Origin of the sequence: Rhodococcoides trifolii (assembly GCF_014635345.1) — a bacterium.
Lineage (GTDB): Bacteria > Actinomycetota > Actinomycetes > Mycobacteriales > Mycobacteriaceae > Rhodococcoides > Rhodococcoides trifolii.
Map to the genome: position 1 here is coordinate 470,670 of NZ_BMCU01000003.1, position 15,063 is coordinate 485,732.

The window sequence follows — 15,063 nt, forward strand, 5'->3', positions numbered from 1 at the left end:
AATAACGTTCTGGGGCTCAGATGGCGAGTTTTGCCAGCAGATCGCGGGCCTTCTCGGCGGATTTCGGCTCGCACAGTACGTCGTAACGACCGGCCACGAGCTGCATGGTCGAGGCGAAGTCCCGCTGGCCCTTGGTGGCCGCGTAGGGGATGGACGCCGAGATCAAACCGAAGACGATGCCGCCGAGCACACCGACGATCAATGCGCTGACGTAGTTGGTGTTGGTGATGATGCCGAGCACCAGCCCGAGGAACACACCGAGCCAGGCGCCCGAAATGATGCCGCCACCAATGACTTTGGCCCAGGTGAGGCGACCGATGACCCTCTCGACCTGCATGAGATCGACGCCGACGATGGTGACGTCCTGCACGGAGAACTCTTCGTCGGAGAGGTAGTCGACGGCGCGCTGCGCCTCTGCGTACGTGGGGTAGGAGCCGATGGGCCAGCCGGACGGCGGGGTGGGGAGACCTTGGCCTGCGCGGCCGGACTGAGACATGGGGTTCGTCATGGTGTCCATTGTGCCCGTTGACCTGCTCGCCGCTCCACCACTGGTGTCGGAGCGCACGCCAACCCCCGTCTAGTCTGTCGGGCATGGCTGCTGTGAGCAAAGTGTTTGCCGCCAGGCTCGCGGGCCTGGTGGTTCTCGGACCGGACGGTGAATCCATCGGGCGGGTTCGCGACATCGTGATCACCGTTCGCGTCGGCCGCCTGCAACCACGGGTTCTCGGCTTGGTCGTCGAATTGGCAACGCGCCGGAAGATTTTCGTACCCATGCTTCGCGTCACGGCGGTCGAGCCCAACTCGGTCACTCTGACCACCGGGAACATCAGTATGCGTCGGTTCGGCCAGCGGCCCGGTGAGGTGTTGGCGCTCGCGCAGGTACTCGATTCGCGGGTCCGCAGCGACGATCCGGAACTGCCGGAGCTGCTGGAGACGGACGCGATCGTCGTCGATCTCGGGATCGAGCAGACACGCACCCGCGACTGGGTCGTCTCGCGGGTCGCGGTCCGAGCGCACCGCGCTCGGCTCGGGCGCCGTGGTGTGCTGCACGTGATCGACTGGCAGCACGTGGTGGGTCTGACGCAGACCGACCTGGCGATGCCCGGCCAGGGCGTGTCGCAGCTGCTGCAGCAGTTCGAAGGAATGCGACCGGCCGACGTGGCGGACGCCATCCGCGATCTCCCCGAGAAGCGACGACTCGAAGTGGTTCTCGCACTGGACGATCAGCGACTCGCCGACGTCGTACAGGAGATGCCCGACGACGACCAGATCGACCTGCTCAAACACCTCGAACTCGAACGCGCGGCCGACGTCCTCGAAGCCATGGATCCGGACGACGCGGCCGACCTGTTGGGTGAGTTGCCCGACTCCGAGGCGGAATCGCTGCTGCGCCTGATGGATCCGCAGGACTCCGAGCCGGTCCGCCGACTGCTCGAGCACTCCCCCGACACCGCGGGTGGTCTGATGACACCGGAGCCCGTGGTGCTCAACGCTTCGGCCACGGTCGCCGAGGCGTTGGCGCGCGCCCGCAACCCCGACCTCACTCCGGCTCTGTCCTCTCTCGTCTTCGTGGTGAGACCGCCGACGGCCACCCCGACCGGCCGCTACCTCGGCTGCGTCCACCTCCAACAGCTGCTGCGCGAGCCACCGGCCAGCCTGGTGGGCGGCGTCATCGACACCACGCTCACCCAGCTCTCCCCCGACGACAGCCTCGCCGCCGTCACGCGCTACTTCGCCGCCTACAACCTGGTGTGCGGTCCGGTGGTGGACGAGGAAGATCACCTCCTCGGCGCGGTCACCGTCGACGACGTACTCGACCATCTGCTCCCCGACGACTGGCGCGAACAGGAGCATCTCGGCCAATGAGCGACAAAACCTCCCAGGCAGCCCGTCAGCGCCTCGACACCCCGCGGGGTACGAGCCGGTTCAAGATAACCTTCGATCCCGAGGCCATCGGACGAACCGGAGAGACCGTCGCTCGATTCCTGGGCACGGGACGGTATCTGACCATCCAGACCGTCATCGTGATCATCTGGATCCTGCTCAACGTCTTCGCGGTGAAGTTGCAGTGGGACCCGTACCCGTTCATCCTTCTCAACCTTGCGTTCTCGACGCAGGCAGCCTATGCGGCCCCGCTCATCCTTCTGGCTCAGAACCGGCAGGACGACCGAGACCGGGTCTCGCTCGAGGAGGATCGTTCCCGGGCGGCACAAACCAAGGCGGACACCGAGTTTCTGGCTCGAGAACTGGCTGCGCTCCGCATTGCGGTGGGTGAAGTGGCCACTCGCGACTACCTTCGACGCGAGTTGGACGACTTCCGCGACGACCTCAAATCCCTTCTCGCCGACCCGTCTTCGATCACCGACGACGACACTCCCCGACCGCGCAAGAAGCCGCGCAAGAAGCAGGTCGATGAAACAACTCGTTCCGACAACAGCGGCGACACGGTTCTGTAACGTCGGAGTCGGGAGCGCGTCGGGCACAGAACGTGTGCGCACCATCGATTGCCCCTAGGGGAACGCCGTGCGTGTCGTGGGAATTGTCGCAGTGTCAGCCGTGGTGATCGCCGCCGCGGCGATGGCCACCGGATCGGCCGCGTCGGGACCAGCACTGCCTCCGCAGGTGCAACTCGCTACTGCAGCAACTGCTTCCGACACACGCTCCTTCGAGCTCGTCGACTCCACACCGCGTGCACCGCTGACGCTGAAGTCGCCGAAGGCGCAGCCCGCACCGTCCCCGGTCCCGGCACCCGCCGCGCTCGTCACGACCCCACTCGCGGCGGTCGGTGTCACGATCGGCGCTCTCGGCATTCCCGATCTCGTACTCACCGCCTACAAGTCGGCCGAGACGTCGCTCGCCGGCACCATGCCCGGCTGCCATCTGCCGTGGAGCCTGCTCGCGGGCATCGGACGCATCGAATCCGGTCACGCCGGTGGTGGGCGCACCGACGTGAACGGCACCACGACCACCGCTGTCCTCGGGCCCGTCCTCGACGGGCGTGGCGCAGGCGACGCGGTGATCACCGACACCGATGCGGGGAAGTACGACGGGGACGCCACCCACGATCGCGCGGTGGGCCCGATGCAGTTCATTCCGGGCACGTGGGCCAAGTACGGAGCCGACGGGAACGGCGACGGGACCGCCGATCCGAACAACGTGTTCGACGCGTCTCTGGCGGCTGGGAAGTACCTCTGTTCCGGCGGCCTCGATCTCGCCGATCCGGCGCAGGCCACCACTGCGGTCCTGCGCTACAACAATTCCGGTGCCTACGCGGCGAATGTGCTCGGGTGGGCGTCGGCGTACGCGTCGGGCGCCAGCTCGGTGCCGGGTGAGATCGGATCACCGGCCCCGATTCCGACTCCGGCGCCGACGGATTCGCTGGCCGTCGAAGCAGCCGCCGTGGCAACCGCTGCGGATGCGGCGCCCGATCAGCCCTCTGCGCCACCGGCTTTCGGCATTCCGGGCCTGCCGCCGCTGCCGGTGCTGCCCTGCCTCGTCTTCTGCCCGCCCGTGGCAGCCCCTTAGAAACTGCCCACGAACTCCAGCACGGCAGCGTTGAAGTCCGCCGGACGGTCCATGTTCGCGGCGTGACCGCAGTCCTCCAGAACCACCGACTTCCCGAGCGGATTCGCGCCGACGGAATCGGAAGCATGTGCAGCGGGCCAGAACTGGCTCTCCCGCCCCGCCAGCATGAGGAACGGTCGGTCCATGGCGGTGACGGTTCCGCGCCAGTCCTGCCGGGCGTGATCGCCCAGCAGCGCTCTCATGGGCGCCGTGTCCGGTGACGCCATCTCGGGCATACCCCGCAGAGCCACCACCAGTTTGACCATCGACAGCAACGCCTTGCGTCTGGGCAGTCCTCGTTTCGTGTCGGGTATCCCGTTGTCGAAGAAGGTCGACTCGTTGGCCTCGGTCAACCCGTAGAAGCCGTTCGACCATCCCGCACCGTTCACCATCTTCGGGGTCTGATCCACCGAGACGACAGCGCGCACGCGATCGGTGCCGAACTGCGAGATATAGGACCAGTTGGTGCTGGCACCCATCGACCCACCGATCAGTACCGCGTCGGTCAGGTCCAACGCGTCGAGAACGTTCGCGACGTCGCGACCGTGGCGCATCATCGTTGCCCCGTGCTCGGGGGCCTGCGAGTCTCCGTGCCCACGCCGATCGAGGGCCACCACGCGATATCCCGCGTCGACGAAGGCGTCGTGTTGCAGTGCCCACGACGTGGCCGGTGCGCAGAACCCGGCGACGAGCAGCAGGACCGGACCGCTGCCCCGGTCGATGTAGCTGAGGGTCACGTCGTCGTCCGTGGTCACAGTGGGCATACCTCGATGGTGCCACTGCGTGGTTCGACCGTGACCTCCGCGTTGTGACCGCGGTTACAGATCACAGCGCGGTAACGGAACTGCAACGAATCGGGTAGCCTCGTCTCCGGCAGTCGTACGGGGAATCAGGAGGCACAGTAGTGGGTCGGCACAGAAAACCATCGAGTTCCCGGATCCGTCGGAATTCGGTGATCGTGCTGACCGGTCTCGTACCCGCCGGTGTCATCGCGGGCGCCACCGCCTACGGCGCCAGTGCGGACATCCCGTTCCTGCAGTCGGTCAACACGGCGAAGGAGACGGACGCAACGCAGTCCGCTACTGCCGCCACCACGACGACCTCCGCGGCTCCGATCGCCGTGGCCGCAACCGCCCCCGAACCGGTCGCCGCTCCCCCGGCGCCGGCCGAACCCGCCCTACCCGACAGCGTGCTGGCGGGCGCACTCGGCGTGCCCGGCATCAACGTCACCGCGTACAAGAACGCCGAGAGCATGCTCGCCGTCTCCGATCCCGGGTGCGGAATGTACTGGGCGCTTCTCGCCGGCGTGGGCCGTGTCGAGTCCACGCACGCCAACGACGGGCAGGTGGCGGCGGACGGCACCCTCCTCCAGCCGATCCTGGGACCGGTTCTGAACGGCAGCCTGTCCGGCAACAACGTGATCATGGACACGGACGGCGGAGAACTCGACGGGAACGCGACGTACGACCGCGCCGTCGGACCCATGCAGTTCCTCCCCCAGACCTGGAAGCGCTACGCCACGGACGGTAACGGAGACGGCAAGGCCGACCCGCAGAATCTGTTCGACAGCGCGGTGACCACGGGAAAGTACCTGTGTGACGGCGGGCTGAACATGCGCGACCCGATCCAGGCCACCAAAGCCGTCCTGCGCTACAACAATTCGATGGCTTATGTGGCCAACGTGCTCGCCTGGTCCGTGGGCTACTCCACCGGAATTGCACCGGTGGCATCGGACCTGCCGCGTATTCACTGATCCGCACCCGCCTACCATCGACGGTATGGCAGTACCAACGGAAACCGACGTCCGCAGCGCTCTGGCGCGCGTGAACGACCCCGAGATTCGCAAGCCCATCACCGACCTCGGCATGGTCAAGAGCGTTCGACTGGGCGACGACTCGTCGGTCGACGTGGGCATCTACCTCACCACCGCTGCGTGCCCCATGCGCACCGAGATCAGCGAGCGTGTTCGCAAGGCCGTCGCGGACGTGGCCGGTGTCGGCGAGATCCGAGTCGAACTCGACGTCATGAACGACGAGCAGCGCACCGAACTCCGCAAGTCCCTGCGCGGGGACTCCGCCGAACCGGTCATTCCGTTCGCACAGCCCGGATCGCTCACCCGCGTGTACGCGGTTGCATCCGGTAAGGGTGGAGTCGGAAAGTCCAGTGTGACGGTCAATCTCGCCGCAGCCATGGCCGCCCGCGGGTTGTCGGTAGGAGTGCTCGACGCCGACATCTACGGGCACTCGGTCCCGCGCATGCTCGGAACCGACGCAAAGCCCACACAGGTCGAACGCATGATCATGCCGCCGGTGGCGCACGACGTGAAGATGATCTCCATCGCGCAGTTCACGACGGGGAACACCCCGGTGGTGTGGCGCGGGCCGATGCTCCACCGGGCACTCCAGCAGTTCTTGGCCGACGTGTTCTGGGGTGACCTGGACGTGCTGCTGCTCGACCTCCCCCCGGGGACCGGCGACGTGGCCATCTCGGTCGCACAGCTCATCCCCGGCGCGGAGATCCTCGTGGTCACCACGCCGCAGCAGGCTGCCGCCGAGGTCGCCGAGCGTGCCGGCGCCATTGCCCTGCAGACGCGTCAGCGGGTGGTGGGTGTCGTGGAGAACATGTCCTGGCTCGAACTGCCCGACGGATCACGCATGGACATCTTCGGAACCGGCGGCGGCCAGGCGGTGTCGGAGCGGCTCACCGTCGCCGTCGGCGCGCCGGTGCCGTTGCTGGGTCAGATCCCGCTGGACACCGCAGTCCGCGAAGCGGGCGACAACGGCGTCCCGATCGTGCTCAGTGCACCGGATTCGCCTGCATCGGTGGCGCTTCGGGGCGTGGCCGACAAGCTGTCGGTGCGCAGTCGCGGGCTGGTGGGTATGTCGCTGGGAATCGACACCACGCGGCACCTCTGAGAAGCCTCGCTCAGGTCGCGTCGGAATCGATCGGTGGACGCTCGCCGGCCGAGAGTGATGCGCTCGGCGGCTTCTTGGTCAGATCCGCAGCGGCGTTGCCACCGGTCGACTTCGGTGGCGTCTGACCCTTCTCGAAATTACCGGTGAAGATCGAATCGTCGCCGTCGAGAAGGTGTTTCGTGATCACCGCGCGTGGTGTCATGCCGCGAAGTTGGTTGAGATCCGCTAGTGGCTTGCGGAAGTCGTCGAAGTCGGTACCGAGCTCGTCCTTGAGTTGCTGACTGGCTCCGCTGGCGTACTCACGCACCTGACGCATCGTCTGAGTCACCCAGCTGACTGCGCCGGGCAGCCGGTCCGGGCCGAGAATCACGAGTGCCGCGACGAGTAGAACCATCAACTCGCCCCAGCCAATGTTGGCGAACACACCGCAAGACTACGTGGTCCTCACCTCCGGCGTCTCAGTCGGAGATCGTGGTGACCGATACGTCCACTACGCGCCCCGACCGCACCAGCTGGATCGGTACGGTCTCGCCGATGGCGCGCTCCTGCACTGCGACGATGAGCTCGTCGGAACTCGCGACGGTGCGGTCGCCCACCTTGACGACGACGTCGCCCTCGACGATGCCGGACTGCGCAGCCGGGCTTCCCGCCACGACGTTCGCGACCTGAGCACCGCTCAGCGCGTCGTTGACCACGGTTCGAGCGTTGATGCCGATGGTGGCGTGGTGCATCTCGCCGTCACGGATCAGGGTCTGGGCGACGCGGGTCACGGTGTCGATCGGGATGGCGAAGCCGAGGCCTACGGATCCACCGCTCTCGCTCCGGATCGCGGAGTTGATCCCGATGACACGGCCCTCGAAGTCGACCAGCGGGCCGCCGGAGTTACCGGGGTTGATGGCCGCGTCGGTCTGGACGGCGTCGATGACGGCGTCGGTGTCGGTCCCCTCGCCGGACAGGCTGACGGGACGATTCTGCGCGCTGACGATGCCACTGGTGACGGTCTTGCTCAGCCCCAGTGGGGAGCCGATCGCCACGACCTCGTCGCCCACCTGAACGTCGGACGACGTGCCGAGTTGTGCGACGGTCAGGCCGGCCACGTCCGTCTTGATCACGGCGAGGTCGGTCTTGGTGTCGCGCCCGACGATGCTCCCGGGCACCTTCGTTCCGTCGGAGAAGGTGACCGACAGGGTGGCCGACGGGTTGGTGGCGGCCATGGAGATCACATGGTTGTTGGTGACGATGTAACCCGCGGGGTCGATCACCACACCGGAGCCGGTTCCGGCACCGTCACCGAACGTCACCTGGATCGAGACGACCGCGGGCAGTACCGCTTCGGCGACGCGCGCAACCTGGCCCTGCGGCGCTTCTCCCGTGTCCTGGGTGAGCGATACGCGAGAGCTGGTCAGCGACCCGCCGAGACCGGCCGTGAGGCTACCGACCAGACCGCCGACCAGGGCGATGACCAACGCCACCACTCCGAGCGCGGCCAGTGCACGAGGAGAGACGCGGTTGCCGAACAGGACCTCGCGCACCCCGAGTTTGCGCCCCGGCGTGCGCTCCGGCTCCGCCTCTTCGGGCGCGCCCGGTCGTCCGAGAGTCACCGGCGAATTCGGGTCCCGCCATGGATCCTCCGGCGCCTGCTCGACGGTGGCGACACTGTCCGAATTCGGTTCGCGCACAAGAGATTCGTGCACACCCTCCGGTCTGCCGAACGCCTGCTCGAGAACCGGGTCAGGTGGTGCGACGGCAATCGAACCCGACGGGGACCGGCGGGCAGACGGCCCGGCGAACGAGCCGTCGACGCCCCTGGGACGTGCGAAGGCACGGGCGGAGTGTGCATCGACGGACGGACGGTAGACGGGCCGCGGTGGGAGCCGGGGCGGATCTTCACGCACCGAACTCGTGCCGGAGGAGCCGTCGAAGTCGTCGGAACTCACGCGCGCACGTACTCCCTCATCCGCAGTGTCGGCGTCGAAACACGCCCTGAGCCGACTCTACTTGCGGCGGAATCGCGCACTCACGACGGAGCCGAGTCCATGCAACCTCGACGTGGGATCGCCGAGCGCGCGGTCGCCGGAATTGTGCGGGGTGCAATGTGGAATCTGATTGAGCACGCCGAGGAGCGAATGCGGCATCGAGACTTCCGCGGACGCCCGCAGGACACCCCGTGCCTGCTGCTGTGCATCGACCTCGGCCGCACACGAAGGGCACTCGGACACGTGGTGAGCGGCGCGCAGGTAGGCGTTCATGCGCAGCTCGCCGTCGACGTAGGCCGCAACGGCCTCACTCGCCAGATGCTCGGTAGGGCTGAACTGACGAGGTTTGCGTGCCTGTGTCATTCACTCCTCCTCCGATCGAATCCGGCGCGAGACGATCCGTCACCGCGGTCCACTACGAATGTACCGCCGCGTCGGGGTCAGCGTGCGACGTACGACGCGCGATCCTGGACGCCCTGATGAGCGGCGAGGTGATCACGCAGGGCTTGACGTCCGCGGTGGATGCGGCTGCGGACGGTCCCGAGCTTCACACCGAGGGTCGCACCGATCTCCTCGTACGACAGGCCTTCGATGTCGCAGAGCACGATGGCGGCGCGGAACTCCGGGGCCAACGAGTCGAGCGCGGCCTGCAGTTCGGGGTCGAGACGCGCGTCGTGGTAGATCTGCTCGGGGTCGGGCCGATCGGACGGAACTCTGTCGTAGTCCTCCGGCAGCGCCTCCATCCGGATGCGGTTGCGGCGACGGACCATGTCGAGAAACAGGTTGGTGGTGATGCGGTGCAGCCAGCCCTCGAACGTTCCCGGCTGGTAGTTCTGCAGCGAACGGAACACACGGATGAAGGTGTCCTGCGTGAGATCTTCTGCGTCCTGCGCATTGCCGGACAGGCGGTAAGCAAGACGGTAGACACGATCGCCGTGCTCGCGGACGAGGTCGTCCCACGTCGGCATGGCGGACTGATCACCGGTGGCGTCGAAGACTGCCGTGCCGGACAGATCGTCGGTGTCGGGTGACTGGGTTGCGGTGACGGGCGCGGGCAGTTCTGCGTGATCGCGGGGGGCATTGATCATGTGGATCGGTGGTTCCTCCTACTCGAAGGCCGCTGATGGTCCGTGGCCCGAGGGTGAAGCAATACCCGGTACAACCGTAGGAAAAACCGGTTTGTTCCTGACGCTGCTGGTACTCGGAGACGGTCAACGTCTCGCCTGATCGCGATGTCACCGATCATGTCCGACCATGATGTGGCCGAAGTATGAGCAAGCTGAGCGTGCCCTGAGAATCTTGCCGAGCAGCGCGATAGCCTCGTGACGTGCCTGCCGACGCCGAGAAGATGCTGTCCTATGCCGAGAACTCCGTCGTCGAGGACGACGTCCTCGTCGCCGCGCGCGAACGGGCCGTCGACCTCGGTGCGTCGCCCGTCCCCCCGGCTGTCGGCGCCGTCCTGTCGATGTTCGCTCAGATGCTCGGCGCTCGTACCGTCGTCGAGGTGGGAACCGGCGCGGGCGTGAGCGGGCTGTGGCTGCTGGACGGCATGCGCAGCGACGGGGTGCTCACCACGATCGACTCCGAACCCGAACACCAGCGGGCGGCGCGGGAAGCATTCAAGGCCGGCGGCATCAGCGCCTCGAGGACCCGACTCATCAACGGCCGCGCATCCGACGTGCTGCCGCGACTCGCGGATGCGGGCTACGACCTGGTTTTCGTCGACACCTCGCCGCGCGACCACGTGGCGTTCGTGACCGAGGGCGTGCGGTTGCTTCGGCCCGGCGGCGCGCTGATCCTGCACGGCGCACTCCTCGGCGGGCGGGTGGCCGATGCGTCGCAGCGGGACGCAGCCACCGTCGCCGTCCGCGCCGCCGCACGGCTGATCGCCGAGGACGAGCGGTTGACGCCGGTGCTGCTACCCCTGGGCGACGGCCTGCTCTGCGCGTCGCGCGTGAACGAGGGCTGATTCCGAGGGGCTAGATCCAGATGCCCTTGCCGACGGCGACGACTCCACCGGCGGACACGGCGAACCGTTCCTTGTCGCGCTCGAGGTCGACACCGATGATTTCACCGTCACCGACCACGACGTTCTTGTCCAGGATGGCGTTGCGGACGACCGCGTTCTTGCCGATGCGCACTCCGGGCATGATGACGCTGCCCTCGACCGTCGCGCCGGCGTCGATCATGACCGACGAGCTCAGTACCGAATTGCGGACCGTGGCCGCGGAGAGAATGGATCCCGCACCGACGATCGACTCCTGAGCGAGGCCACCCTGCACGAACTTCGCGGGCGCGAGGTTCTCCGCGGCACCGCGTATGGGCCACCGCTTGTTGTAGAGGTTGAAGATCGGGTGCACCGACACCAGGTCCATGTGCGCGTCGTAGAACGCGTCGAGGGTTCCGACGTCACGCCAGTAGCCCTTGTCCCGCTCGGTAGCACCCGGAACGATGTTGTCCTTGAAGTCGTACACCGACGCCATTCCCGCGTCGACGAGAGCGGGAATGATGTTGCCGCCCATGTCGTGATCGGAATCGGTGTTCTCCGAATCGGCACGAATGGTGTCGATCAGAACCTTCGTGGTGAACACGTAATTGCCCATGGACGCGAACGTCATGGTGGGGTCGTCCGGAGTGCCCGGCGGGTCCGACGGCTTCTCGAGAAACTGCGTGATGTTGCCCGACGCATCGGAATCGATGCACCCGAACGCCGACGCTTCCTCACGGGGAACGCGGATACCCGCCACCGTGACTCCTGCGCCGGAGTCGATGTGCTGCTGCACCATCTGCTCCGGGTCCATCCGGTACACGTGATCGGCACCGAACACCACGATGTACTCGGGGTCCTCGTCGTACACCAGGTTCATCGACTGGAAGATGGCGTCTGCGCTGCCGGTGTACCACCGCGGTCCGAGACGCTGCTGCGCAGGAACCGGAGTGATGTATTCACCACCGAAGCCGGACAGTCTCCACGTCTGGGAGATGTGCCGGTCCAACGAGTGCGACTTGTACTGCGTCAGCACACACAATCGTAGATATCCGGCGTTGACGAGATTGCTCAGTACGAAATCGATCAACCGGTAAGCGCCACCGAAGGGGACTGCGGGTTTTGCCCGGTCCGCCGTCATCGGATACAGGCGTTTGCCCTCGCCTCCGGCGAGCACGATTCCGAGCACATGCGGCTGGGTCCTCACATCTCACAACCTATCCGTTTCGAGCGGCCCGCGTCGGATATAGCCCAACAGAGCCTGTGAAGCGTTACGTTTCTACCCATGCGAGTTGCCATGATGACCAAGGAATACCCGCCCGAGATCTATGGCGGTGCGGGAGTTCACGTTACCCAACTGGTCGACCGCCTTCGGAATCTCTGCGAAGTCGACGTGCATTGCATGGGCGCCCCCCGTGACACCGCCACCGTGCACCAACCGGACCCGGCGCTCGAGGGCGCGAACTCCGCGCTCGTCACGCTGTCGACCGAGCTGAGGATGGCCGCGGCCGCGGACGGCGCCGACGTGGTGCATTCACACACTTGGTACACCGGGCTCGCAGGCCACCTCGCCGGCGAATTGTTCGGCGTTCCCCACGTTCTCACCGCACATTCGCTCGAGCCGCGCCGGCCGTGGAAGGCCGAACAGCTCGGCGGTGGTTACCGCATCTCGTCGTGGTCCGAGCGCAACGCGATGGAATACGCCGACGCCGTCATCGCGGTCAGCGACGGCATGAAGCTCGATGTGCTGGACTGCTATCCGAACATCGATCCCGGCCGAGTTCATGTGGTGCGCAACGGAATCGACACCGAGGTGTGGCACGCGGGCGGCCCCGCCGACCCGTCCGCGTCGTCCCTGCAGAAGATCGGCGTCGATCCGTCGGCGCCGATCGTCGCGTTCGTCGGGAGGATCACCCGGCAGAAGGGTGTCGGTCACCTCGTGGCCGCGGCACACGATTTCGATCCGTCGATCCAGCTGGTGCTGTGCGCCGGCGCCCCCGACACCCCCGAGATCGCGGCCGAGACCGAACGGGCCGTCGCCGAGCTGTCCGACAAGCGCGGCAACGTCTTCTGGGTCCGGGAAATGCTACCCACGGAACAGGTTCGCGAAATCCTTTCGGCAGCAACGGTGTTCGTGTGCCCGTCGGTGTACGAACCGCTCGGAATCGTCAACCTCGAAGCCATGGCCTGCGAAACCGCGGTCGTGGCGTCCGACGTGGGCGGTATCCCCGAGGTGGTCGTGGACGGCAGCACCGGCACCCTGGTCCATTACGGCGAATCCGACACCGCGGCCTTCGAACACGATCTCGCCGACGCCGTCAACTCGCTCGCCGCGGACACGAGCACAGCCACGAAGATGGGCGTCGCAGGGCGCGAGCGGGCGGTATCGGAGTTCTCCTGGGAATCGATCGCGCAGCAAACCGTCGAGGTGTACGAAGCAGCTCAGCGCTGATTCACACTTGTCGATTCACCGGACTACTACGTAGACCCCGATGACCACCGAGACCGTCACGGCGAACGGGTCGGGCAGGGAGCGAATTTGATCGGACCGCTCCGCGGGTGAAATGTGGCGCGCGGACGGTCCCATCGCCACGACACCCTCGATCGCCCGGTGGTCCATCGACACCGTGAAGGTCACGGGTCGGCGGGAGACGCGTTCGAAGACCCCGGCCATGGAATCACCGAGGCGTCGGTTCTTCTCGGAGTCCACGCGCACCAGGCCGAGAGCGCCCACCAGTTCTTCGAGGTGATGCTCGGTCGGTGTCAGCACCACGAGGCGCCCGTCGTCGCGCAGAACTCGGCGCAGTTCCGCCGTGTTGCGCGGGGAGAACACCGACGTGACCACGTCGATCACCCCGGCCCGGACCGGTAGCTGCTGCCACACGTCGGCCACGACCGACGCGATACGTGGGTGCGCCCTGGCCGCCCGACGCGCAGCAGCCTTCGACACGTCGATACCGAGTCCGGTCGTCTCCGTCGAGGTGTCGAGGATCCGCGCCAGATAGTGACCGGTGCCGACCCCCACGTCGAGTACTCGGCCCACTGCGGGCGACTCGGCGACGGCGTCGGCGACCGCACTCATCAGCGGGTCGTAGTGTCCGGAATCCAGGAAGTCGCCGCGCGCGGCCACCATGTCCGCCGAATCGCCCACGATCTTGCCCGCCGAGCCCGGGAGCAGGCTGACGTATCCCTGCCTGGCCACGTCGAAGGTGTGCCCGCGCTCGCAGACGAGTTCGGCTGCCGTCGATTCAGGGGTGTCGAGTTCGAGACCGGCGCCGCAGTGCGGGCACGCGAGCAGGTCCACCGCGTCGGCTAACACGCGTCACCGAGCTCGGCGAAGAACAAACCCCACCGACCGCGAACGGTCGGTGGGGTGTTGTCGATCGGACGTACCGTCAGCCGGTCACGCCCTTCAGTTCGTCGCCCAGTGCTGCTGCCTCTTCGGGTGTCAGTTCGACGACCAGACGTCCTCCACCCTCGAGTGGAACCCTCATGACGATTCCTCGTCCTTCTTTGGTTGCCTCGAGGGGACCGTCCCCGGTCCGGGGCTTCATGGCCGCCATTCGCTGCTACCTCCAGATCTGCGCGAACCTGCTCTGCGCCTCGACTGTTGCTCATTTCTCTCCCGCCGACGCGCGACGAGGTCCTTCGTCCATTCTTCCCTATCCCCGCTCGAGGCGGGAATCGGACTGCCGGTTCAGTGCCGCGGGACCCAACAATCGGCGATGTGGTCGTCGACCATTCCCGTCGCCTGCATCAACGCGTACGCGGTGGTGGGTCCGACGAAACGAAACCCCCGACGCTTGAGTTCCTTTGCCATTGCGGTGGATTCGGCGGTGATCGCGGGTACGTCGTTTCCCGTCGCCGGGCGGGGCGGTGCCGGCTCGGGGGCAAACGACCACAGCAGCGTGTCGAGATCGGTGCCGCCCAGGTCCAGCACCGCCCGAGCATTGGATACGACTGCGTCGATCTTCGCGCGGTTGCGCACGATGGACACGTCCGCCATCAACCGCTCTCTGTCCGCGTCGGTGTAACCGGCAATCGTGTCGGGATCGAAGCCGTCGAACGCGGCACGAAAGGACTCCCTCTTGCGCAGAATCGTGATCCAGGCCAGGCCGGACTGAAACGCTTCGAGACACAGTCGCTCGAACAGCGCATCCCGTCCGTGAACCGCCCGTCCCCACTCCGTGTCGTGGTACTCCCGGTATAGCTCGTCGGCCGGTCCTCCCGACCCCTGCGCCCACGAGCACCGCACCCGATCGTCGACGGTCACGGATGCGCGTCCTCGTTGTCCTCCGTGATCTCGGGGCCCATTCGCGCCTCGAGATCACGGAGCCTGATGCGCAGGGAGTCGATCTCCGTGGCCACCCGGTCCAGGGCCCAGTCCACCTCGGTGGAGTCGTACCCCCGCAGATCGACCTGGAACTTCAGTGCGCGAACATCACGACCGGTGACCCCGGACGCCGGCAGCGCCGTGGCCGTCGTGCCCTTCGGAAGCGGTTCGAGTTCTTCACCGCGCCCGAACACCGCGGAGGCGACGAAGAACAGAACTGCCGCCACCACGGCGATCACGACGACGTAGGTCAGGACCGTCAGCATGCGTCGATCTTGTCACGCACAC

At 66.5% G+C, this 15,063-nt stretch carries 18 protein-coding genes; 7 read left to right on the forward strand and 11 right to left on the reverse strand.

Annotated features, from left to right (window positions below; genetic code table 11):
• Positions 1-16: 16 nt before the first annotated feature.
• The gene (locus tag IEW02_RS15445) at positions 17-508 is read right to left on the reverse strand and encodes a YflT domain-containing protein (RefSeq protein ID WP_188545722.1); all 492 of its coding nucleotides are present in this window, start codon (positions 506-508) and stop codon (positions 17-19) included.
• Between the two features lie 83 nt (positions 509-591).
• Here IEW02_RS15445 and IEW02_RS15450 point away from each other — a divergent pair, with 83 nt between their 5' ends.
• The 3 genes from IEW02_RS15450 (at position 592) to IEW02_RS15460 (ending at position 3,525) form a co-directional block, all read left to right on the forward strand.
• Positions 592-1,866: a magnesium transporter MgtE N-terminal domain-containing protein gene (locus IEW02_RS15450; protein WP_188545723.1), complete on the forward strand. Its 1,275-nt coding sequence runs from the start codon at positions 592-594 to the stop codon at positions 1,864-1,866.
• Positions 1,863-2,456 carry a DUF1003 domain-containing protein gene (locus tag IEW02_RS15455; protein ID WP_188545724.1) on the forward strand — a complete coding sequence of 198 codons (594 nt, stop codon included), beginning with the start codon at positions 1,863-1,865 and terminating at the stop codon, positions 2,454-2,456. Before IEW02_RS15450 ends, IEW02_RS15455 begins: the two co-directional genes overlap by 4 nt.
• Positions 2,457-2,532: 76 nt before the next feature.
• Positions 2,533-3,525, forward strand: a complete 993-nt coding sequence (locus tag IEW02_RS15460; RefSeq protein WP_229746065.1) for a lytic transglycosylase domain-containing protein — start codon at positions 2,533-2,535, stop codon at positions 3,523-3,525.
• Here the strand turns inward: IEW02_RS15460 and IEW02_RS15465 are convergent.
• A complete protein-coding gene (locus IEW02_RS15465) occupies positions 3,522-4,328 on the reverse strand; it encodes an alpha/beta fold hydrolase (RefSeq protein WP_188545725.1) in 807 nt (268 codons plus the stop codon). The two genes, IEW02_RS15460 and IEW02_RS15465, sit on opposite strands and share 4 nt — an antisense overlap.
• Positions 4,329-4,468: 140 nt before the next feature.
• Between IEW02_RS15465 and IEW02_RS15470 the strand changes: the two genes are divergently transcribed.
• Both IEW02_RS15470 and IEW02_RS15475 read left to right on the forward strand, forming a co-directional pair.
• Entirely contained in the window at positions 4,469-5,317 is an 849-nt protein-coding gene (locus IEW02_RS15470) for a lytic transglycosylase domain-containing protein (protein WP_188545726.1), read from the forward strand.
• A gap of 25 nt (positions 5,318-5,342) precedes the next feature.
• Complete coding sequence (locus tag IEW02_RS15475; protein ID WP_188545727.1) at positions 5,343-6,479, forward strand: Mrp/NBP35 family ATP-binding protein; 1,137 nt, start codon at positions 5,343-5,345, stop codon at positions 6,477-6,479.
• Positions 6,480-6,489: 10 nt separating this feature from the next.
• On the opposite strand, the gene tatB is transcribed toward IEW02_RS15475, so the two are convergent.
• From tatB to sigE, 4 genes are all read right to left on the reverse strand, one after another.
• Positions 6,490-6,903: a Sec-independent protein translocase protein TatB gene (gene tatB, locus IEW02_RS15480; protein WP_188545728.1), complete on the reverse strand. Its 414-nt coding sequence runs from the start codon at positions 6,901-6,903 to the stop codon at positions 6,490-6,492.
• Positions 6,904-6,937: 34 nt separating this feature from the next.
• Positions 6,938-8,416 carry a S1C family serine protease gene (locus IEW02_RS15485; RefSeq protein ID WP_188545729.1) on the reverse strand — a complete coding sequence of 493 codons (1,479 nt, stop codon included), beginning with the start codon at positions 8,414-8,416 and terminating at the stop codon, positions 6,938-6,940.
• 57 nt (positions 8,417-8,473) lie between these two features.
• The gene (locus IEW02_RS15490; protein ID WP_188545730.1) at positions 8,474-8,818 is read right to left on the reverse strand and encodes a hypothetical protein; all 345 of its coding nucleotides are present in this window, start codon (positions 8,816-8,818) and stop codon (positions 8,474-8,476) included.
• A gap of 77 nt (positions 8,819-8,895) precedes the next feature.
• A complete protein-coding gene (gene sigE / locus IEW02_RS15495; RefSeq protein WP_229746066.1) occupies positions 8,896-9,543 on the reverse strand; it encodes an RNA polymerase sigma factor SigE in 648 nt (215 codons plus the stop codon).
• Between the two features lie 260 nt (positions 9,544-9,803).
• On the opposite strand from sigE, the gene IEW02_RS15500 reads away from it, so the two are divergent.
• Positions 9,804-10,424 (forward strand): O-methyltransferase, encoded by a 621-nt coding sequence (locus IEW02_RS15500; protein WP_188546155.1) that lies wholly within the window; start codon positions 9,804-9,806, stop codon positions 10,422-10,424.
• A 10-nt stretch (positions 10,425-10,434) separates the two neighbouring features.
• On the opposite strand, the gene glgC is transcribed toward IEW02_RS15500, so the two are convergent.
• On the reverse strand, positions 10,435-11,649 hold the full coding sequence (gene glgC / locus IEW02_RS15505; RefSeq protein WP_188545731.1) for a glucose-1-phosphate adenylyltransferase: 1,215 nt from the start codon (positions 11,647-11,649) through the stop codon (positions 10,435-10,437).
• A 78-nt stretch (positions 11,650-11,727) separates the two neighbouring features.
• Here glgC and glgA point away from each other — a divergent pair, with 78 nt between their 5' ends.
• Complete coding sequence (glgA, locus tag IEW02_RS15510; RefSeq protein WP_188545732.1) at positions 11,728-12,894, forward strand: glycogen synthase; 1,167 nt, start codon at positions 11,728-11,730, stop codon at positions 12,892-12,894.
• Positions 12,895-12,909: 15 nt separating this feature from the next.
• Here the strand turns inward: glgA and IEW02_RS15515 are convergent, their stop codons facing one another.
• The 4 genes from IEW02_RS15515 to IEW02_RS15530 form a co-directional block, all read right to left on the reverse strand.
• Positions 12,910-13,761 (reverse strand): methyltransferase domain-containing protein, encoded by an 852-nt coding sequence (locus IEW02_RS15515; protein WP_188545733.1) that lies wholly within the window; start codon positions 13,759-13,761, stop codon positions 12,910-12,912.
• Positions 13,762-13,837: 76 nt separating this feature from the next.
• The gene (locus IEW02_RS15520) at positions 13,838-14,005 is read right to left on the reverse strand and encodes a DUF3117 domain-containing protein (protein WP_143768304.1); all 168 of its coding nucleotides are present in this window, start codon (positions 14,003-14,005) and stop codon (positions 13,838-13,840) included.
• A 134-nt stretch (positions 14,006-14,139) separates the two neighbouring features.
• Positions 14,140-14,715 (reverse strand): DNA-3-methyladenine glycosylase I, encoded by a 576-nt coding sequence (locus IEW02_RS15525; protein ID WP_308933188.1) that lies wholly within the window; start codon positions 14,713-14,715, stop codon positions 14,140-14,142.
• Positions 14,712-15,041, reverse strand: coding sequence for a DivIVA domain-containing protein (locus tag IEW02_RS15530; RefSeq protein WP_188545734.1), 330 nt, complete (start codon positions 15,039-15,041; stop codon positions 14,712-14,714). Before IEW02_RS15530 ends, IEW02_RS15525 begins: the two co-directional genes overlap by 4 nt.
• Positions 15,042-15,063: the final 22 nt, after the last annotated feature.